Annotated in this window: 17 protein-coding genes; 13 read left to right on the top strand and 4 right to left on the bottom strand. The window is 72.0% G+C overall.

Annotated features, from left to right (window positions below; genetic code table 11):
- Position 1 precedes the first annotated feature (1 nt).
- The 7 genes from VGD70_RS04960 (at position 2) to VGD70_RS04930 (ending at position 7,604) form a co-directional block, all read left to right on the top strand.
- Positions 2-784 (top strand): SDR family NAD(P)-dependent oxidoreductase, encoded by a 783-nt coding sequence (locus VGD70_RS04960; protein ID WP_331078559.1) that lies wholly within the window; start codon positions 2-4, stop codon positions 782-784.
- A gap of 149 nt (positions 785-933) precedes the next feature.
- The gene (locus VGD70_RS04955) at positions 934-2,160 is read left to right on the top strand and encodes an enolase C-terminal domain-like protein (protein ID WP_331078557.1); all 1,227 of its coding nucleotides are present in this window, start codon (positions 934-936) and stop codon (positions 2,158-2,160) included.
- A gap of 55 nt (positions 2,161-2,215) precedes the next feature.
- Positions 2,216-3,214: a sugar ABC transporter substrate-binding protein gene (locus VGD70_RS04950; RefSeq protein ID WP_331078555.1), complete on the top strand. Its 999-nt coding sequence runs from the start codon at positions 2,216-2,218 to the stop codon at positions 3,212-3,214.
- The gene (locus tag VGD70_RS04945) at positions 3,211-4,725 is read left to right on the top strand and encodes a sugar ABC transporter ATP-binding protein (protein WP_331078553.1); all 1,515 of its coding nucleotides are present in this window, start codon (positions 3,211-3,213) and stop codon (positions 4,723-4,725) included. Before VGD70_RS04950 ends, VGD70_RS04945 begins: the two co-directional genes overlap by 4 nt.
- Complete coding sequence (locus VGD70_RS04940; RefSeq protein WP_331078552.1) at positions 4,726-5,775, top strand: ABC transporter permease; 1,050 nt, start codon at positions 4,726-4,728, stop codon at positions 5,773-5,775.
- The gene (locus tag VGD70_RS04935) at positions 5,739-6,560 is read left to right on the top strand and encodes an SMP-30/gluconolactonase/LRE family protein (protein ID WP_331078550.1); all 822 of its coding nucleotides are present in this window, start codon (positions 5,739-5,741) and stop codon (positions 6,558-6,560) included. Before VGD70_RS04940 ends, VGD70_RS04935 begins: the two co-directional genes overlap by 37 nt.
- A gap of 36 nt (positions 6,561-6,596) precedes the next feature.
- Positions 6,597-7,604, top strand: coding sequence for a LacI family DNA-binding transcriptional regulator (locus VGD70_RS04930; RefSeq protein WP_331078548.1), 1,008 nt, complete (start codon positions 6,597-6,599; stop codon positions 7,602-7,604).
- A 4-nt stretch (positions 7,605-7,608) separates the two neighbouring features.
- Here the strand turns inward: VGD70_RS04930 and VGD70_RS04925 are convergent, their stop codons facing one another.
- The 3 genes from VGD70_RS04925 to VGD70_RS04915 form a co-directional block, all read right to left on the bottom strand.
- Entirely contained in the window at positions 7,609-8,391 is a 783-nt protein-coding gene (locus VGD70_RS04925; RefSeq protein ID WP_331078547.1) for a DUF305 domain-containing protein, read from the bottom strand.
- Positions 8,392-8,420: 29 nt separating this feature from the next.
- The gene (locus tag VGD70_RS04920; protein ID WP_331078545.1) at positions 8,421-9,290 is read right to left on the bottom strand and encodes a DUF3105 domain-containing protein; all 870 of its coding nucleotides are present in this window, start codon (positions 9,288-9,290) and stop codon (positions 8,421-8,423) included.
- 77 nt (positions 9,291-9,367) lie between these two features.
- Positions 9,368-9,850, bottom strand: coding sequence for a DUF3105 domain-containing protein (locus VGD70_RS04915; RefSeq protein ID WP_414637893.1), 483 nt, complete (start codon positions 9,848-9,850; stop codon positions 9,368-9,370).
- 324 nt (positions 9,851-10,174) lie between these two features.
- Between VGD70_RS04915 and argS the strand changes: the two genes are divergently transcribed.
- From argS to rho, 6 genes are all read left to right on the top strand, one after another.
- On the top strand, positions 10,175-11,839 hold the full coding sequence (argS, locus tag VGD70_RS04910) for an arginine--tRNA ligase (protein WP_331078543.1): 1,665 nt from the start codon (positions 10,175-10,177) through the stop codon (positions 11,837-11,839).
- Between the two features lie 81 nt (positions 11,840-11,920).
- Positions 11,921-13,357 (top strand): diaminopimelate decarboxylase, encoded by a 1,437-nt coding sequence (lysA, locus tag VGD70_RS04905; RefSeq protein ID WP_331078541.1) that lies wholly within the window; start codon positions 11,921-11,923, stop codon positions 13,355-13,357.
- Positions 13,354-14,637, top strand: coding sequence for a homoserine dehydrogenase (locus VGD70_RS04900; RefSeq protein ID WP_331078539.1), 1,284 nt, complete (start codon positions 13,354-13,356; stop codon positions 14,635-14,637). The genes lysA and VGD70_RS04900 overlap by 4 nt, the downstream gene beginning before the upstream one ends.
- The gene (gene thrC / locus VGD70_RS04895) at positions 14,634-15,710 is read left to right on the top strand and encodes a threonine synthase (protein ID WP_331078537.1); all 1,077 of its coding nucleotides are present in this window, start codon (positions 14,634-14,636) and stop codon (positions 15,708-15,710) included. Before VGD70_RS04900 ends, thrC begins: the two co-directional genes overlap by 4 nt.
- 8 nt (positions 15,711-15,718) lie before the next feature.
- Positions 15,719-16,606 (top strand): homoserine kinase, encoded by an 888-nt coding sequence (thrB, locus tag VGD70_RS04890; RefSeq protein ID WP_331078573.1) that lies wholly within the window; start codon positions 15,719-15,721, stop codon positions 16,604-16,606.
- Positions 16,607-16,995: 389 nt separating this feature from the next.
- Positions 16,996-19,065, top strand: a complete 2,070-nt coding sequence (gene rho, locus VGD70_RS04885) for a transcription termination factor Rho (protein WP_331078535.1) — start codon at positions 16,996-16,998, stop codon at positions 19,063-19,065.
- Here rho and VGD70_RS04880 read toward each other — a convergent pair.
- Entirely contained in the window at positions 19,062-19,463 is a 402-nt protein-coding gene (locus VGD70_RS04880) for a hypothetical protein (protein ID WP_331078533.1), read from the bottom strand. The genes rho and VGD70_RS04880 overlap by 4 nt on opposite strands.
- Positions 19,464-19,729: the final 266 nt, after the last annotated feature.

Here is a 19,729-nt window from a genome sequence, read left to right as displayed (position 1 = left end):
GATGACGGAACGGTTCGGCGGCAAGGTGGCGGTGGTCACCGGCGCGGGAGCCGGCATGGGTGCCGCGGTGGCGCGCCGCCTGGCCGCGGAGGGCGCCGCGGTCGCGGCGTTCGACCGCGACGGCGCGGCCGCGGCCGAGGTCGTGAAGGAGATCCGCGCGGCAGGCGGAACGGCCGAGCCGTTCGAGGTCGACATCAGGGACTCCGCGCGGGTGGCCGCCGCCATCGGGTCGGTCACCGAGACCCTCGGCGGGCTCGACGTGCTGATCAACGTGGCCGGCGTGGTGCGTTACGGCGAGGTGCCCGACTTCGCCGAGGAGGAGTGGGACCTGGTGCTCGACACCAACCTCAAGGGCACCTACCTGACCGCGAAGTACGCGATCCCGGCGATGCGGGCGCGCGGCGGCGGCGCGATCGTCAACTTCGCCTCGGTGCAGGCGTTCGCGAGCCAGCAGCTCGTCGCCGCGTACTCGGCGTCGAAGGGCGCGGTCGTGGCGCTGACCAGGACGCTCGCGCTCGACCACGCCAAGGACAACATCCGGGTCAACTGCGTGTGTCCCGGCTCGGTGGAGACGCCGATGCTGCGGTACGGGGCCCAGCAGCTCGACGACCGCGACCCGGCGGAGGTCATGCGGGAGTGGGGCGGCCTGCACCCGCTCGGCCGGCTCATCCAGCCCGAGGACGTCGCCGGGCTCGTCGCGTTCCTCGCGAGCGACGACGCCGCGGTCATCACCGGCGCGCCCCACCTCGTGGACGGCGGCCTGCTGGCCAAGCTGGGCGTCTGACCCGGCCGGGCCGTCCACATCGGACTCCGCGGACGGACGTGGAATGCTGCCGCTTCCCTGTTCGTCTCTTGCGCACTAGCATACTAGTGTTCTACCCAATCCGACTACCTCGCCGACGGGGAGCTGTGCGGCGGGCCGATGGGGGTTCGATGAAGATCGTCGACCTGCGGGCTACCACGGTCACCATGCCGCTCGAGGCGCCGCTGCGGCACGCCAACGGCGCGCACTGGGGCAGGTTCGTGCGCACGATCGTGGAGGTCGAGACCGACGACGGCATCGTCGGGCTCGGCGAGATGGGTGGCGGGGGACAGAGCGCCGAGGCGGCGTTCGCCGGGCTGAAGCCCTACCTCGCCGGCCACGACCCGTTCCGCGTGGAGGAGCTGCGGTTCAAGCTCGCCAACCCCACGTCCTCGTTGTACAACAACAGGACGCAGCTGCTCGCCGCGGTCGAGTTCGCGTGCCTGGACATCGTCGGCAAGGCGCTGGGCTGCCCCGTGCACGCGCTGCTCGGCGGCCAGGTCCGCGACGAGGTCGACTTCGCGAGCTACCTGTTCTTCCGCCATCCCGACGCGGCGACCGGCGCGGGCGAGGTCCGCACGGTCACCCAGCTCGTCGAGCACGCGCTCGACCTCAAGGCCCGGTACGGCTTTCGCAGCCACAAGCTCAAGGGCGGCGTGTTCCCGCCCGACCACGAGCTGCGCTGCTACCGGGCGCTGGCCGAGGCGCTGCCCGGCGACCGGCTGCGTTACGACCCCAACGCCGCCCTGTCGGTGCACGACGCGATCCGGTTCGGCCGCGCCATCGAGGACCTGGACAACGACTACCTCGAGGACCCGACGTGGGGCCTGCACGGCATGCGTCAGGTCCGCGCGGCCGTCCGGGTCCCGCTCGCCACCAACACCGTCGTGGTCAACTTCGAGCAGCTCGCCACCACCGTGCGGGACCCGGCGGTGGACGTCGTGCTGCTGGACACCACGTTCTGGGGCGGCATCCGCGCGTGCGTCAAGGCCGCGGGGGTGTGCGAGACGTTCCAGCTCGGCGTCGCCGTGCACTCCTCCGGCGAGCTCGGCGTGCAGCTCGCCACGATGCTGCACCTCGGCGCGGTGCTGCCGAACCTGTCGCTGGCCGCGGACGCGCACTACCACCACCTGGCCGACGACGTGCTCACCGGCGGCAAGCTCTCCTATGCCGGCGGCCGGATCCGGGTGCCGGACGGCCCCGGTCTCGGCGTGGAGCTGGACCGGGACAAGCTCGAGCGCTACGCCGAGCTGTACCGCGAGCTCGGCGACTACCCCTACGACCGCGACCCGGGCCGGCCGGGCTGGTTCCCGCTGGTGCCCAACCAGTCCTGGGCCGATCCCGGCCTGTTGCCATGAGGTCGGTAAACCGTTTTAATAGCTCGAGCGTACGGACGAGGAGGTCCACATGCGAATGACCAGATTGCTCCCGGCCGTGCTGGCGCTGGCCGTCGTCTCGGCGACCGGCTGTGCCAACGCCGCCGACGACGGCAAGGTCAAGGTCGGCTACGTGGTGAACTTCGGTTCCCACGAGTGGTACCAGAACGTGATCAAGGGCGCCGAGGACACCGCGAAGGCGCAGGGCCTCGACTTCGAGTGGGCCGACGCCAACGTCGATCTGTCCAAACAGATCACCCAGTGCGAGAACATGCTGACCCAGGGCGTCGACGTGCTGATGCTCTCGCCGGTCGACCCGGACGGCCTGTCGAGCGTGATGAGCCAGGCCGAGGAGTCGAACACCCCGGTGGTCACCGAGTCGAACACGGTGCCCGGCGCGAAGACCGCGGTCGGCATCCACAACCTGGAGGCCGCCAAGCTGCTCGGCCAGTGGGCGGGCGACTACATCACGAACACCTTGCACACCAAGGCGAAGGTGCTGATCGTCGGCCTGCCGACGCAGGTGGACACCCGGGACCGGGTCGACGGCTTCAAGCAGGGCCTCGAGGCCAGCGGCGCCGACTACGAGATCGTCCAGGAGGTCAACGGCGGCGGCCTGAAGGACCAGGCGCTCGACGTGTCCGCGGACGCGATCACCGCCCACCCCGACGTCAACATGATCTTCGGCATCAACGACGACTCCGCGCTCGGCGGCACCCAGGCCTACCAGGAGGCCGGGCTGGACGTCGGCAAGCTGACCACGCTCGGGTTCGGTGTGGAGGGTCGGGCCGGCAAGACCGCGCTGTCCTCGGGCGGGCCGTACAAGGCGGGCCTCGGCATGTTCCCGGAGTTCGTCGGCCGCACGCTGATCGAGCAGGCGAAGGCGGTCAACGACGGCAAGGACGTCCCGGAGCGCACGGTAACCCCGGCCACCGTGCTCACCGCCGACAACCTCGCCGACTTCTACACCAAGGACGGCAACGACTGGAAGATCGACTACACCGCCGTCGAGGCCTTGCTGGAGAAGCAGAAGTGACCGACGCCGTGGCGCCCGTCCTCACGATGCACCACATCTCCAAGCGGTTCCCCGGGGTGCACGCGCTGGACGACGTGGACTTCGAGGTGCGCCCCGGCGAGGTGCACGCGCTGCTCGGCGAGAACGGCGCGGGCAAGTCCACGCTGATCAAGATCATGGCCGGGGTGCACGCGCAGGACGACGGCGTGTACCTGGTCGACGGCGAGCGGGTGGAGCCGGGCAGCCCCCGGGCCGCGCACGCCAGCGGGGTCAGCGTGGTGTTCCAGGAGCTGAGCCAGGTGGAGAGCCTGTCGGTGGCGGAGAACGTGTTCTTCGGCCGGCTGCCCAAGACCCGCTACGGCACCGTCGACCGGTCCACGCTGCACCGGGAGACGACCCGGCTGCTGCACGTCGTCGGGCTGTCCATCGACCCGGCCGCCCGGCTCGGCTTCCTGTCCGTCGCCCAGCGCCAGCTCGTGGAGATCGCCAAGGCGTTGTCCATGGACGCCAAGGTGATCGCGATGGACGAGCCGACCTCCGCGTTGAGCTACGCGGAGATCGAGACGCTGTTCGCGCTCGTCGGCCGGCTCACCGAGCAGGGCGTCGGGATCGTGTACGTGTCGCACAAGCTCGACGAGCTGTTCCGGATCTGCGACCGGATCACCGTGCTCCGCGACGGCCGCAAGGTCGGCGAGGAGCGCACCGGCGACGTCACCCGCGAGCAGCTGGTCCGGCTGATGGTGGGCCGTCGCCTGGACAGCCTGTTCCCGCGCGTCGAGCGCACCGTGGCCGACGGGCCCGCGTTGCTCGAGGTGCACGGCCTCACGTCGGCGATGATCCGGGACATCACGTTCTCCGTGCGGGCCGGTGAGGTGGTCGGCTTCTCCGGGCTCATGGGCTCCGGCCGCACCGAGCTCGCCAGGGCGCTGTTCGGGCTCGACCGGGCGACGGGCCAGGTGCTCCTCGGCGGCCGGTCCGTGCCGCGTGGCTCCTCGGCCAAGGCGGCCGGGCGCGGCATCGGCTACGTGCCGGAGGACCGCAAGGAGCACGGCCTGATCCTGGTCTCGACCATCCGGGACAACATCACGCTCACGATCCTGCGCCGGCTCTCCCGCGGCGGCCAGGTGAACCGGGCCAGGGAACGCGGCGTGGCCCGCGACGTCATCGAGCGGCTGCGGATCAAGGCCCGCTCGGCCGAGCAGCAGGTCGCCGCGCTCTCCGGCGGGAACCAGCAGAAGGTGACGCTGGCGCGCTGGCTCGTCAAGGAGGACCTGAAGGTGCTGATCCTCGACGAGCCGACCCGGGGCGTCGACGTGAACTCCAAGGCCGAGATCTACCGCCTCGTCGCGACGATCGCCAAGCGTGGGGTGGCGGTGGTGGTGATGTCCTCGGAGATGCCTGAGCTGCTGTCGCTCTGCGACCGGATCTGCGTGCTGCGCGACGGCGTGCTCGTCGACGAGTACGACCACGCCGACGTGACCCAGGAGAAGCTGATGACCGCGGCAATCGGACACGCGCTGGGAGATGGGTAGATGAAGGTCCGGATCAACCACCTGGCGCGGGCCGCCGCCAGGTACGAGCAGGTGCCGCTGCTGCTGGCGCTGCTCGCCATCTGTGTGTACCTCACGGTCGCCACCAACGGGATCTTCTTCACCACCGACAACATCACCAAGGTGCTGCGCGCGTCGTCGATCGAGCTGATCGCCGCGCTCGGCATGACGGTGGCGATGGTGGCCGGTCAGGTCGACCTGTCGATCGGCTCGCTGCTCGCGGTGGTCGGCGTCGCCTCGGTGACCGTCTACAACGCCACCGGCAGCGTGGCGGTCACCGTCCTCGGCGGACTCGGCGTCGGCGTGGTGGTGGGCGTCGTCAACGGCCTGCTGGTGACGAGGCTCGGCATCAACGCGATCATCACCACCCTCGGCATGATGGCCGTGCTGCGCGGGATCGGTTACCTGACAACGAACGCGCGCGCGGTCCAGACCGAGGGGGACTCCTTCAAGGACATCGGCGTCGGGTACGTCGGGCCGGTCCCGGTCCCGGTGCTGATCGCGCTCGGCGTCGTCGTGCTCACCTACTTCCTGCTCAACCGCACCGTGTTCGGCCGCTACCTGTACGCGGCCGGGGGCAACCCGGAGGCCGCGCGCTCCGCGGGCCTGCCGGTGCGGCGGATCTACGTCATCGCGTTCGTCATCGTCGCGCTGGCCGCGGCGCTGGCCGGGCTGATCACCGCCGGGCGGCTGAACTCCTTCCAGCCCACGATCGGGATCGGCTTCGAGCTGAACGTGATCGCGGCGGTGATCCTGGGCGGCACCCGGCTCTCCGGCGGCGAGGGCACGGTGTCCGGCACCGTGCTCGGCGTGCTGATCCTCGGCGTGCTCAACAACGGGCTGGTGCTGCTGGACGTCAACACGTTCTGGCAGGAGGTGGTGCGCGGCACCGTGATCATCCTGGCCGTGGCCATCGACGAGTACCGTAAGCGCAGGCGCAACCAGAGGTTCCGGGAGGAGCCGCCGGCCGAGGACGCGGAGGAGGACAGCGAGCGATGGCGCGAGGTCGAGTCTTCCACGACGGCACGCTGACCCGCCCGCGGCTCGACCACCCCGAGTGCGTCGCGGTGCATCCGGACGGCAGCGTGTGGTGCGGCGGCGAGCGCGGCCAGATCTACCGGATCTCCGCCGACGGCACCACGCTCGACGAGGTGGCGAGCACGGACGGCTTCGTGCTCGGCATCGCGTTCGGCCCGGACGGCCTGCTCTACGCGTGCGACCTCGCGCACCGCGCGGTGTTCACTGTGGACACCGCCTCCGGCGCCGTCGCCACGTTCACTGACGGCGGCGAGCGGCCGTTCGTCACGCCCAACTTCGCCGCCGTGGCACCGGATGGCACGGTGTACGTGTCGGACAGCAACCAGCAGGGCGAGCCGGGCGGCGGGGTGTACCGGTTCGCGCCGGACGGCTCCGGCGGGCTGTGGAGCAGCGCACCGCTCGACTTCGCCAACGGCCTCGCGCTCGCGCCGGACGGTTCGGCGGTGTACGTCGTCGAGTCGTTCCTGCCGGGGGTGAGCATGATCCCGATCGGCGCGGACGGCGCGGCCGCCCCGCCGTCGCCCGTGCTGTCCCTGCCGGGCACGGTGCCCGACGGCATCGCGTTCGGCCCGGACGGCCGGCTCTACGTCGGCTGCTACGAGCCGAGCCAGGTGCTGCGCGTGGACCTCGCCACCGGCGCGGTCGAGACCGTGCTCGCCGACCCCACCGCGCACCTGCTGTGCCACCCGACCAACCTCGCGTTCCGCGGTCCCGAGCTGTTCACGAGCAACCTGGGACGCTGGCACGTAACGCTCATCGACCAGCTCGAGACTCCCTAGTCCAAAGGGAGTTCAGTGGACGGAAGCAGGGGTGGCTTGAGGGTCAGCATCACCGATGTCGCGCGACAGGCCGGGGTCACTCCGGCCGTGGTCTCCCGCGTGCTCAACAGCGACCCCAAGCTCCAGGTCCGGGCCGAGACCCGGGACCGGGTGCTCGCCGCGGCCCGCGAGCTCGACTACACGCCGAGCCACGCGGCGCGGGCGCTGCGGCACAGCAAGGCGGGCGCGCTCGGCCTCGCCGTGCACGACATGGCCAACCCGCTCTACGGCGAGATCATCCTGGGCGCGCAGAAGGCCGCGGCCGACGCGGGGTTCGTGTTGCTGCTCGCCGACATCGACGGTCTCGCCCGCGGCGACGACACCTTCCACCGGGCCGTCCACGGCGGCGCGATCGACGGCCTGCTGCTGCAGCGTGCCGGCACCGCGTCCGACCGCACGATCATCCAGACCGCGAGCGCGCGGATCCCCACGGTCCTGCTCAACGACCGGTCCACCACGCTGGCCAGCGTCGCGCTCGACGACCTGGCCGGCGCGCGCATGGCCACCCAGCACCTGCTGGACCTCGGTCACACCCGCATCGCGCACCTCAAGCTCGGCGGCACCCAGCGGTCCGGCCGCCGGGTCCGCGGCTGGCGGGACGCGCTGACCCGGGCCGGCGTCACGCCGAACCCGGCCTGGCTGGTCGCGGGCGGCCACACGGTCGAGGCGGGCCTGGCCGGCATGCGCGAGCTGCTGTCCCGGCGCCCGCTGCCGACCGCGGTGGTGGCCGGCAACGTCCTCGCCGCGATCGGCGCGCTGACCGCCGCCCGCGAGGCGGGCCTGGACGTGCCGGCGCGCCTGTCGGTGATCGCCTTCCACGACGTGCTCTACGCGGCCCACCTGGTGCCCGCGCTCACGACCGTCGCCCTGCCACTGCGGGAGCTGGGCGCCGCGGCGGTGGCCCTGCTGATGGAACGCCTGGACGGCAACGAGGCCCGGCAGGTGGTGGTGCGGGACCCGGCGCCCGTGCTGGTCACGCGTGACTCCACGGCGCCGCCGGCGTAGCGGGTCAGGGCGCGGGGAGAGGCGTGCCGCCGCGTTGTCGCAGGTACTTCGTCATCAGCCTGGACTCCGCCTGCTGGCTCTCGACGATCTTCGTGGCCAGGTTGCGGACGTAGCCCTTGCTCGCGTGCTGGGCGCCGTACTCGGCCATCTCCAGGCCGCCCTGGTGGTGGCGGAGCATCAGCTGGAGGAACAAGACGTCCAAGGCGCGGCCGGACACCTTCCGCAGCTGGTTGAGCTCCGCCGTCGTGGCCATGCCGGGCATCGTCTGGACCGTGCCCGTCGTCGTGCCGCCGGTGCCGTTGCTGTGCGCATGGGTGCCGCTCTCGGACATCCACGCCATGTGGCCCGCGCCGGGCGCGGGGAGGTCGGGCTGCTCCCACACGGTGAGCCAGCCGGCCAGCTCGCTGGACTGGGCCAGCTGGGTGGACTCGATGTCGAACGCGATGCCGCGCAGCACGGGGTCCGTCGTGCGGTCGCGCTCAATGCCGGCCATCGTCACGGCCTGCAGGTGGTGCATGCGCATGTCCTGGGCGAACCCGACGTCGACCGACGAGGTGTCGGGTGGGGCGGTGGCGTTGCCCCTCGACAGGGTGATCATCACGCCCCCCGCGGCGCCGACCAGCAGCATCACCAGCATCGCGGCGACCAGCACCAGGACCCGGCTGGCCGAGCGCGCCTCCGGCCGGCCGTCGTCGAGATCGTCGTCTAGGTCGTCATCGGGCCCGTCGTCGAGCCCGACGTCGGGGTCCTCCACAAAGTCCGACTCGGCCTCGGGTGCCGGTGACACGGAGGCCGAGTCGGGGGAGCGGGACTCGCTCACTGGCTGGGCGGGGCGCTACCGGTGGCGGCGGGCGGCGTCGAACCACCGGTGGGCGGGACGGTGCCGGAGGCCGGCGGCTGGCCGGTCTCGCTCGGCGCCTCGATCGCGCCCTTGCCGTCCATCGTCACCGCGCCCTTGCCGGGCTTCTCGGCCACGAACGGCGGCGGGTTGGTCGGGTCGAAGCCGGTGCCGTCGGAGTCGCAGCGGCCGCCGGGCTCGGGGGTCTGGTACTGGTTCTCCCGCAGCGAGGTGATGAAGTGCTGGATCCGCGCGTCGTCGACCTTGTCCACCTTCAGCTGGTGGCCCCAGGACTGCAGCGAGATCGGCTTGTCGAGGCCCGGGTAGGGCGACAGCATCAGGTACGGCTGGCCCTCGACCTTGGTCTTGAGCGTGGTCAGCGCCGCGCCCTTGATCTTGTCCGGGTTGTACGCGATCCACACCGCGCCGTGCTCCAGCGAGTGGACCATGTTCTCGGTGCGGACGGCCTTGTCGTAGACCGTGCCGGCGCAGTTGGCCCACGCCTGGTCGTGCGGGCCGCCGAACGGCGGGCTCTTGTCGTAGGCCACCCGCTGCTGGGCGGTGACGTGCTGGGCGCCCTTGTACTCGACCTTCTTGATGCCCGCGATCTTGACCGACGGGTCCTGGTTGTCGGCCGAGGCGATCCACTGCTCCTTCTCGTTGATCTTGGTGAAGGCATACGTGAACACACCGCCTGCCAGCAGGACGATGACGATGACGCCGATGATCATGCCCCACGGCTTGGGCTTGGTGGCGCGGGCGATCGAGTTGCGTGACCGCGCGTTCTTGGCGGCACCGCCCTTGCCCTTGGACTTGTTGGCGCCCTTGCTCTTCGTCCCGCTCGCCATGCCGGTCTCGGACCTCGTCTCGTACAGGGAAAACAGACTGCAGCGGTCAAGTGTAAGGACCCGCTGTGGGGTCCTCGTCAGGGACCGTCTACAGGCATCGCGCCAGGCCCCGGCGGGCCGGGCTCGAACGGCGGCGGGTCGGCCGGGTCGATGCCCGTGCCCTCCGCGTCGCACCGGGCGCCGGGCTCGGGTGTGGTGTACGCGTTGGCCCGTAGTGCCTGGATGAACTGGTCGATCCGGGCATCGTCGGCGTCGTCGAGCTTGAGCTGGTGGCCCCAGGACTGCAGCGAGATCGGCTGGTCCAGGCCGGGGTAGGGGGACAGCATCAGGTACGGCTGGCCGTCGACCCGCCGGGTGAGCGCGGCCAGGCCGGCGCCGCGGACCGACCCGGGGTCGTAGGCGATCCACACCGTGCCGTGCTCGAGCGCGTGCACCATCTGCTCGTTGCGCACCGGCTTCGCGTAGACCGTGCCGCCGCACGCCGCCCACACCTGGTCGTGCGCGCCGCCGAAGGGCGGGGCCTTGTCGTAGGCCACCCGCTGGCCGGGGTCGGCGTGCAGTCCGCCCGCGTACTGGACGACCTCGACGCCGTCGATGTTCTTCGACGGGTCCTGGTTGTCCTCCGCCGGCGTGAAGTCGCCGGCGGGGGCCGACGACGAGGCCGCCCCCGTCGTCGGCGCCGAGGACGGGGGCGCCCCGGCCCCGCTCGCGGTCCCGCTGGTCCGGGTGGTGCAGGCGGAGAGAAGCGCCAGGCAGGCGAGCGCCGCGACGAGGCGCGGGTGCGAGGTGTCGATGGTGATCTTCCTCCTGAGCCGGACTCCCTGGCCAAGCCTATGGCCGAGGCCACTCCTTCGGGTCCGGGCGGCCTACCTAGACTTCACAGGGTGACTCCCGCCGCGCTTGCCGACCTCGTCCGCACCGTCGCCGTGGACGTGCTGACCAGCCGAGACCTCGATCACGCCGCCCTGCCGCCCGCGGTGACGATCGAGCGCCCGAGAAACCCCGAGCACGGCGACTACGCGACCAACCTCGCCCTGCAGGTGGCCAAGAAGGTCGGCGTCGCGCCGCGTGACCTCGCCGGCTGGCTCGCCGAGGCGCTCACCGGCCGCGACGGCGTGGCCTCTGCCGACGTCGCCGGGCCCGGCTTCATCAACCTGCGCCTCGCCGCCGCCGCCCAGGGCGAGATCGTCCGCCAGGTGCTCGAGGCCGGCGGAGCCTACGGCCGCGGCGACGCGCTGACCGGGCGCAAGATCAACCTCGAGTTCGTCTCCGCCAACCCCACCGGCCCGCTGCACCTCGGCGGCACCCGCTGGGCCGCGGTCGGCGACGCGCTGGGCCGGCTGCTCGAGGCGCAGGGCGCCGACGTCGTGCGCGAGTACTACTTCAACGACGCGGGCGCGCAGATCGACCGGTTCGTCCGCTCGCTCATCGCCTCGGCCAAGGGCGAGCCGCCGCCCGAGGACGGCTACGCGGGCGCCTACCTCTCCGACGTCGCCGCCGAGGTGCTGCGCACCGAGCCCAACGCGCTGTCGCTGCCCGCGGCCGAGTGCGCCGAGACCTTCCGCCGCATCGGCGTGGGCCTCATGTTCTCCGAGATCAAGAGCAGCCTGCACGAGTTCGGCACGGACTTCGACGTCTACTTCCACGAGGACACGCTGCACAGCTCCGGCGCGGTCGACGAGGTCGTGGAGGAGCTCAAGGCGCACGGCCACCTCTACCCGGCCGACGGCGCGTGGTGGCTGCGCTCCACCGAGTTCGGCGACGACAAGGACCGCGTGGTCATCAAGTCCGACGGCGAGCCGGCCTACATCGCCGGCGACATCGCCTACCTGCGGGACAAGCGCCGCCGCGGGTTCGACCTGTGCATCTACATGCTCGGCGCCGACCACCACGGCTACATCGCCCGGCTCAAGGCCGCGGCCGCCGCGCTCGACGACGACCCGGCCGTGGTCGAGGTCCTCATCGGCCAGCTGGTCAACCTCGTCAGCGACGGCAAGCCGGTGCGGATGAGCAAGCGCGCGGGCACCGTGGTGACGATGGAGGACCTGGTCGACGCGGTCGGCGTCGACGCGGCCCGCTACGCGCTCATCCGGTCGTCGGTGGACGCCTCGCTGGACATCGACCTCGACCTGTGGAGCAGGCGCACCAGCGACAACCCGGTGTTCTACGTGCAGTACGCGCACGCCCGGCTGTCCTCGCTGGAGCGCAACGCCGCCGAGCTGGGCATCAAGGTGCCCACCGCGGACACCGAGGCCGACCTCTCGCTGCTCACCCACCCGCGGGAGGGCGAGCTGATCCGCACCATCGGCGACTTCCCGAGGGTGGTCGCCACCGCCGCGCAGCTGCGGGAGCCGCACCGGGTCGCCCGCTACCTCGAGGAGCTGGCGAGCGCGTACCACAAGTTCTACGACAGCTGCCGCATCCTGCCGCAGGGCGACGAGGAGCCCACCGCGCTCACCACCGCCCGGCTCGCGCTCGGCGTCGCGGCCCGCCAGCTACTGGCCAACGGCCTGCGGCTCCTCGGCGTCCACGCGCCGGAACGGATGTAGGGCCGTGAGCAGAGCTCGCGGAGCGAACCATCGGACACAGGGCGACCGCGAGCGGCGTCGCCGAGCCTGTGAGGGGACGTCTTGAGAGCACATCCGGCAGGGCCCAGACACGCCGAAGTCCTGCCGCCGGGCCACATCGCCACCCCGCGACCGTCCACAGCGGACGAGCTGGACGAGCTGCTGCCGGCCGTCTGGCCGCGCAACGCCGACCGGGACGCCGACGGCGTCGTCCGGCTGGCCGGCGTGGACGTCCGCGACCTGGCGAGGGAGTTCGGCACCCCGCTGTTCGTCGTGGACGAGGCCGACTTCCGGGCCCGCTGCGCCGAGCACGCCCGCGCGTTCGGCGACCCCGCGCTCGTGCACTACGCGGCCAAGGCCTTCCTGTCGGTCCAGGTGGCCAGGTGGGTCGCCGAGGAGGGCCTCTCGCTCGACGTGTGCAGCGGCGGCGAGCTGGCCATCGCGCTGCGGGCCGGCTTCCCGCCCGAGCGGATCACCCTGCACGGCAACAACAAGTCCGCCGCCGAGCTCGCCGCGGGCGTCACCGCCGGGGTCGGCGCGGTCGTGCTCGACTCGTTCTACGAGATCGCCCGGCTCGACCGGATCGCCCGCGACCACGGCATCGTGCAGCCGGTGCTCGTGCGGGTCACGGTCGGCGTCGAGGCACACACCCACGAGTACATCGCCACCGCGCACGAGGACCAGAAGTTCGGCTTCTCCCTCGCCGGCGGGGACGCCGCGGAGGCCGTCCGGCGGGTCCTCGGCTCGCCCGGCCTCAGGCTCGTCGGCCTGCACAGCCACATCGGCTCGCAGATCTTCGACGCCAACGCGTTCGAGGTGTCCGCGCACCGGGTCATCGGCCTGCTCGCGGAGCTGCGCGACGAGCACGGCGCCGACGCGCTCGCCACGGTGTCCACTGTGGACCTCGGCGGCGGGCTGGGCATCGCCTACACCGCCGCCGACGACCCGCCGCCGCCCGGCTGGCTGGCCGAGCAGCTGCGCACCATCGTGGCCAAGGAGTGCGAGCAGGCCGAGCTGGCCATGCCCAGGATCGCGGTCGAGCCGGGCCGGGCCATCGTCGGCCCCGGCACGGTCACGCTCTACGAGGTCGGCACCATCAAGGACGTCGAGCTGGGCCACGGCACGGCTCGCCGCTACGTCAGCGTGGACGGCGGTATGAGCGACAACATCCGCACGGCGCTCTACGACGCGGAGTACGACTGCCGGCTGGTGTCCCGGTTCTCCGACGAGGGCGGCCGCGGCGGCGACCCGATCCTGTCCCGGGTGGTCGGCAAGCACTGCGAGTCCGGCGACGTGGTCGTCCGGGACTGCTGGCTGCCGGAGAACCTCGGCCCCGGCGACCTCATCGCGGTGGCCGCCACCGGGGCATACTGCTACGCGATGGCCAGCAGCTACAACCGGCTGCCCCGGCCCGCGGTGGTCGCGGTCCGGGACGGTGGGACGCGGCTGCTGCTGCGCCGCGAGACCGTCGACGACCTGCTGAGCCTGGAGGTGTCATGATCCGCGTTGCGATGCTGGGCTGCGGAACCGTTGGCGCCCAGGTGGTCCGGCTGCTCACCGAGCAGGCCGGCGACCTCACCGCCCGCATCGGCGGCGAGATCGAGCTGGCCGGCATCGCGGTGCGGCGGCCCCACCGGCACCCGGACATCCCCGCGCACCTGGTCACCACCGACGCCGCCGCGCTCGTGGCGTCCGATGTGGACGTCGTGGTCGAGGTCGTCGGCGGCATCGAGCCCGCCCGCACGCTGCTGCTCGACGCGCTGCGCGCGGGCAAGTCCGTGGTGACGGCCAACAAGGCGCTGCTCGCCGAGCACGCCGCGGAGCTGTTCGCCGCGGCCGAGTCCTCCGGCGCGGACCTGTACTTCGAGGCCGCGGTGGCCGGCGCCATCCCGCTGCTGCGCCCGCTGCGCGAGTCGCTCGCCGGCGACCGGATCACCCGCGTGATGGGGATCGTCAACGGCACCACCAACTACATCCTGTCCGCGATGGACTCCTCCGGCGCGGGCTACGCGGAGACGCTCGACGAGGCGTCCCGGCTGGGTTACGCGGAGGCCGACCCGACGGCCGATGTGGACGGTTACGACGCCGCGTCCAAGGCGGCCATCCTGGCCTCGATCGCCTTCCACACCAGGGTCACCGCCGCCGACGTGTACCGCGAGGGCATCAGCGCGGTCACCCCCGCCGACATCGCCGCGGCCAAGGCGCTCGGCCGCACGATCAAGCTGCTGGCCATCTGCGAGCGCGTCGACGCGGGCGGCACCGAGTCGGTCGCGGTCCGCGTGCACCCGGCGATGATCCCGCGCAGCCACCCGCTCGCCGGCGTCGGCGGCGCGTTCAACGCGGTGTTCGTCGAGGCCGACGCGGCCGGCCCGCTGATGTTCTACGGCCAGGGCGCGGGCGGCGCGCCCACCGCCAGCGCGGTGCTCGGCGACCTGGTCGCCGTGGCGCGCAACAAGGTCGTCGGCGGGCGCGGGCCGGGGGAGTCCTCCTACGCGGCGCTTCCCGTCCGCCCGGTGTCCCAGGTGGACACCCGCTACCACGTCAGCCTGGACGTGGCCGACCGTGCGGGCGTGCTCTCCGCGGTGGCGTCGGTGTTCGCCGAGCACGACGTGAGCATCGCCGCGGTCCGCCAGCAGGGCCGCAGCACGGACGCGAGCCTGGTGATCGTGACCCACTCGGCACCCGACGCGGCGCTTCGCTCCACAGTGGACAAAATCGCCGGCCTGCCGGTGGTGCACGAGGTCGTCAGCGTGATGCGGGTGGAGGGCGAAGAACCATGACAGCAGCGGCCGGCGTGCGTCCCGGGTGGCCCGGGGTGATCCACGCCTACTCCGACCGGATCAGGCTGCCCGAGGGCGCGCGGGTGGTCACCCTGCAGGAGGGCGGCACCCCGCTGCTCGAGGCGGAGCACCTCTCGGAGCTGTCCGGCTGCCGGGTGTTCCTCAAGGTCGAGGGCGCCAACCCGACCGGGTCGTTCAAGGACCGCGGCATGACCGTGGCCATCAGCCACGCGCTCGCCCTCGGCGCCACCGCGGTGCTCTGCGCGTCCACCGGCAACACCTCCGCCTCGGCCGCCGCCTACGCCGCCAAGGCCGGGCTGACCTGCGCGGTGCTCGTGCCCAGCGGCAAGATCGCGTTGGGCAAGCTGGCTCAGGCCGTCGCGCACGGCGCGCGGATCCTGCAGATCGACGGCAACTTCGACGACTGCCTCGAGCTCGCCCGCAAGACCGCCGCCGAGTACCCGGTCGAGCTGGTCAACTCCGTCAACCCGGTGCGGCTGGTCGGCCAGCAGACCGCCGCGTGGGAGATCTGCGACACACTCGGCCGCGCGCCGGACATCCACTGCCTGCCGGTCGGCAACGCGGGCAACATCACCGCGTACTGGAAGGGCTACTCGGTCTACGCCGCCGAGGGCATCGTGCCCGCCAGGCCCAAGATGTACGGCTTCCAGGCCGCGGGCGCCGCACCGCTGGTCCGCGGCGAGCCGGTGCGCGACCCGGACACGATCGCCACCGCGATCCGGGTGGGCAACCCGGCGTCCTGGGCCGGCGCGATCGCCGCGCGGGACGCCTCGGGCGGGCTCATCGACGCCATCCCCGACGAGGGCATCCTCGAGGCGTACCACCTGCTCGCGAGCCGGGAGGGCGTGTTCGTCGAGCCCGCGTCCGCCATCAGCGTGGCGGGCCTGCTCGCCACCGCCGCGGACGGCCGCATCCCGGCCGGCTCGCTCGTCGTCTGTACGGTCACCGGGCACGGCCTCAAGGACCCCGACACGGCGCTGGCCGGCATGCCCCCGGTCGAGCCGGTCCCGGTCTCGCCCGGCGCGGTCGCATCGGCCCTGGAGCTGGGGTGACCGAGGGGATGGGCGCCATCCGGGTCACGGCTCCGGCGTCCACGGCCAACCTCGGGTCCGGGTTCGACGCGCTCGGGCTCGCGCTCGGGCTCTACGACGTCGTCGAGGTCACCGTCACCGAGAGCGGGGTCAAGGGCACGGTCCGCGGCGAGGGCGCGGACCTGCTGGTCGACGAGAACCACCTCGTCGTCCGCGCGCTGCTGGCCACCGCCGGCGCCCTCGACCTCGAGCTCCCCGGCGTTGAGCTGACCTGTGTCAACGCCATCCCGCACGCGCGGGGGCTCGGCTCGTCCGCGGCGGCCGTCGTCGCGGGTATCGCCGCCGGCTACGCGCTCGCCGACCGGGAGCTCGACGACGCCGCGTTGCAGCTGGCGGCCGGGTTCGAGGGCCACGCCGACAACGTCGCCGCCAGCCTCAACGGCGGCCTCGTGCTCGCCTGGTCCGAGCCTGGACCGACGTATCGCGCCGTGCGGTTCGAGCCGCATCCCGGGCTGCGGCCGGTCGTGCTGGTTCCCGCCGAGCGGTCGGCCACCTCGCTCACCCGCGGCCTGCTGCCCGCCGCCGTGCCGCACGTGGACGCCGCGTTCGCCGCCGGCCGGGCCGCGCTGGCCGTGCACGCGCTCACCACCTGGCCCGACCTGCTGCTCACCGCCACCGAGGACCGGCTGCACCAGGACTACCGGGCGAACGCGTGGCCCAACACCATGCGAGTGGTACGTGAACTTCGCGAGAACGGTGTCGCCGCAACGGTTTCCGGCGCCGGGCCGGCGGTGTTCGCCGCGACGCTCGACGGCCGGCTACCGGCCGTTGTGGACACCGCGGGCTTCACCGTGCTCGAGCTGCCGGTGGACCGGGACGGGGTACGAACCGAACGGATCGGAACAAATTCCAGGTAGCCGGTGTTGTGTCCGTCAGCCACGCCGGTAGACCCGGTTGTTGCACCGGTACGCAGGTCCGTCTACCCTCAGGGGCGTTCAGTCACCGCGCGTACGGGCGCCCGGTGTCGTTCCCGGGGAAATCTTTTTCCGGGTCGCATCATCCGTTCCAGGTGCCGGCTCGGCCTTCCGAGGTCGGAGTCGACGCTGGCGGATACCGAAAGCCGTGGTGACGGATAAAGCTCCGCGTTGACGACTCGTCGTCCGCAATGGCGAAACTGCCAGGTGGCCACGGTCGTGACGGCGGTCAATCAACCGGGGCATTCGCCGTGCCGAGTTCGTCGGACGGCGGTCCGCTGGTACACGGGTCCACCTAAACGGAGGCGGGGACCTGGTCAGGAAGGACATGAGTGAGCAACACTGATCTGCTGGGTAGCGAAACAGCCAATGGCACGGTGGATTCCGCGTCCGGGTCTGTCGCCGACGCGGCCGGCACCGAGACAACGCCGCGCACCAGCACAAACGGGGGTACGACCAAGCGGCGCGCCGGCCTGACGGGCATGGTGCTCGCCGAGCTCCGCGAGCTGGCCGGCCAGCTGGGTATCACCGGCACCGCGGGCATGCGCAAGGGAGACCTGATCGCCGCCATCAAGGAGCGGCAGGGCAGCTCCGGTGCTGCCAAGGCGGCGCCGGCCAGCTCCGACACGCTTCCTCTCGGCATCGAGTCCGACCGCGGTGGCGCCGGCGACCAGCCGGAACCGTCCGCGAAGGTCGCGACGAGGCCGGCGGCCGACGCGCCGAACAAGGACGCCGACCAGGGGGACGGCGAGGACGGTGGCCGCCGCGACGGCAACCGCCGGCGCCGGGCCGGCCGTGCCGCGGGGAGTCCGGAGGCCGAACAGCGGACCGAGGAGAAGCCCGCGGACAGGACCGCGGACAGGACCGCCGACAGGCAGGGCGACAAGCCCGCCGAGCGGCGTGACGACCGCGCCGGTGACCGCGCCGAGCGGGGTGACCGGGGCGGCGACCGCAACGACCGCGGCGGCGACCGCGGTCGGGACCGCAACGCCGACCGCGGCTCCGAGCGCAGCGACCGCGGCGAGCGCAACGACCGGGGTGACGGGCGGGGCGGCCGCGACCGCAACCAGGACCGCAACCAGGGGCGCAACCAGGACCGGAACCGGGACCAGAACCGGGATCGGGACAACGGCCCCGACGACGATGACGACGAGGACGGCGGCCGGCGTCGCGGCCGGCGCTTCCGTGACCGCCGCAGGCGCGGTGGCAGCAGCAGCGGTGGCGGCCGGCCCGAGAGCCCGGACACCGAGGTGCGCGAGGACGACGTCCTGCTGCCCGTCGCGGGTGTGCTCGACGTGCTCGAGAACTACGCGTTCGTGCGGACCTCGGGCTACCTGTCCGGCCCCAACGACGTGTACGTCTCGCTGTCGCTCGTGCGCAAGTACGGGCTGCGGCGCGGTGACGCGATCACCGGCATGGTGCGCCAGCCGCGTGAGGGCGAGCAGCAGCGGCAGAAGTTCAACCCGCTGGTGCGCGTCGAGACGATCAACGGGCTGGACCCGGAGCAGGCCAAGAACCGCCCCGAGTTCACCAAGCTCACGCCGCTGTACCCGAACGAGCGGCTGCGCCTCGAGACCGAGTCGCACCTGCTCACCACCCGCGTCATCGACCTGGTGATGCCGGTCGGCAAGGGTCAGCGCGCGCTGATCGTGTCGCCGCCGAAGGCCGGCAAGACCTCGGTCCTGCAGGCCATCTCCAACGCGATCACCACCAACAACCCCGAGTGCTACCTGATGGTCGTGCTCGTGGACGAGCGGCCGGAAGAGGTCACCGACATGCAGCGGTCGGTGAAGGGTGAGGTCATCGCCTCCACCTTCGACCGCCCGCCGGGCGACCACACCACCGTCGCGGAGCTGTCCATCGAGCGGGCCAAGCGCCTGGTCGAGATGGGCCACGACGTGGTCGTTCTGCTGGACTCGATCACCCGGCTCGGTCGCGCCTACAACCTGGCCGCGCCCGCGTCCGGCCGGATCCTGTCCGGTGGTGTCGACTCGACCGCGCTGTTCCCGCCGAAGCGTTTCCTCGGCGCGGCACGCAACATCGAGGACGGCGGCTCGCTGACCATCTTCGCCACCGCGCTGGTGGAGACGGGGTCCGCGGGTGACACGGTGATCTTCGAGGAGTTCAAGGGCACCGGCAACGCCGAGCTCGTCCTCGACCGCAAGATCGCCGACAAGCGCACGTTCCCCGCGGTCAACGTCGACGCGTCCGGCACCCGCAAGGAGGAGCTGCTGCTCCCGCCGGACGAGCTCGCGGTCACGGTGAAGCTGCGCCGGGTCCTGCACGCGTTGGACAACCAGCAGGCCATCGACCTGCTGCTCACCCAGCTGCGCAAGACCCGGACGAACATCGAGTTCCTCATGCAGGTGGCGAAGAACACACCGTCGGTCAATGACGACTAGGACTGCCGGCTGAGTTCGCTCTCCTCCTCGACGTCGGCCTGCCGGCACAGGATCACCAAGGTGACCAGTGCCGGCAGGCCGATCGCTATCGCGACCCAGGTCGGGATCGTGAGGCCGCCCACCAGCAGCCCCGCGCCGAAGATGGCCGTCGGGTAGGCGATTCGCAGCCACAGGCGCCGGCGGTTCGGCCACGACTCCGGGCGTACGTCGATGAGCGCGGTGACCGCCGCGGCCGCGCCGCACAGGGCGCTCGAGAGCGTGGCCTGCCAGTCGGCGTCGATCAGCACGCCGAGCAGCGCGACCAGCCCCAGGACGGCGGACGCGAACAGGAGCGGGGTGGCCAGCCAGGCGCGCAGGGACAGTGGCCGGCCGGACAGGTCGGGTATGCCGGAACGCACCCGAGCAGTGTCGTCCCGGTGCGTGAACACCGATGGCTGACGTCGGTGAGCGTCCGGGTAGTTGCGGCGGGAGGCCGCCGGTGCGCGACGAGCGGTCGACGCCGACAGTCGCGGCGCACAGCTTCGCTGTACCGGAATATCCCCTGATAGGGGCATGTTGAACGGTACGTCTGGCCATCTGGCAGACTGTTAGGTCGAGTCCGGCTCCGGTTCACCCCGAACCAACGGGGACCCGGCGGCCAGTGAGAAAGGGCAAGATCTGTGAA

The organism is Actinophytocola sp., from assembly GCF_036402745.1.
Lineage (GTDB): Bacteria > Actinomycetota > Actinomycetes > Mycobacteriales > Pseudonocardiaceae > Actinophytocola.
Note: the sequence above shows the minus strand (reverse complement) of the source record. Positions and strands in the feature narration are given on the sequence as shown.

What these genes read in the sequence shown, in the direction of transcription:
- VGD70_RS04960 (WP_331078559.1), top strand. Translation starts at nt 2, where the DNA reads ATGACGGAACGGTTCGGCGGCAAGGTGGCGGTGGTCACCGGCGCGGGA.
- VGD70_RS04955 (WP_331078557.1), top strand. Translation starts at nt 934, where the DNA reads ATGAAGATCGTCGACCTGCGGGCTACCACGGTCACCATGCCGCTCGAG.
- VGD70_RS04950 (WP_331078555.1), top strand. Translation starts at nt 2,216, where the DNA reads ATGACCAGATTGCTCCCGGCCGTGCTGGCGCTGGCCGTCGTCTCGGCG.
- VGD70_RS04940 (WP_331078552.1), top strand. Translation starts at nt 4,726, where the DNA reads ATGAAGGTCCGGATCAACCACCTGGCGCGGGCCGCCGCCAGGTACGAG.
- VGD70_RS04935 (WP_331078550.1), top strand. Translation starts at nt 5,739, where the DNA reads ATGGCGCGAGGTCGAGTCTTCCACGACGGCACGCTGACCCGCCCGCGG.
- VGD70_RS04920 (WP_331078545.1), bottom strand. Translation starts at nt 9,290, where the DNA reads ATGGCGAGCGGGACGAAGAGCAAGGGCGCCAACAAGTCCAAGGGCAAG.
- VGD70_RS04900 (WP_331078539.1), top strand. Translation starts at nt 13,354, where the DNA reads ATGATCCGCGTTGCGATGCTGGGCTGCGGAACCGTTGGCGCCCAGGTG.
- thrC (WP_331078537.1), top strand. Translation starts at nt 14,634, where the DNA reads ATGACAGCAGCGGCCGGCGTGCGTCCCGGGTGGCCCGGGGTGATCCAC.
- thrB (WP_331078573.1), top strand. Translation starts at nt 15,719, where the DNA reads ATGGGCGCCATCCGGGTCACGGCTCCGGCGTCCACGGCCAACCTCGGG.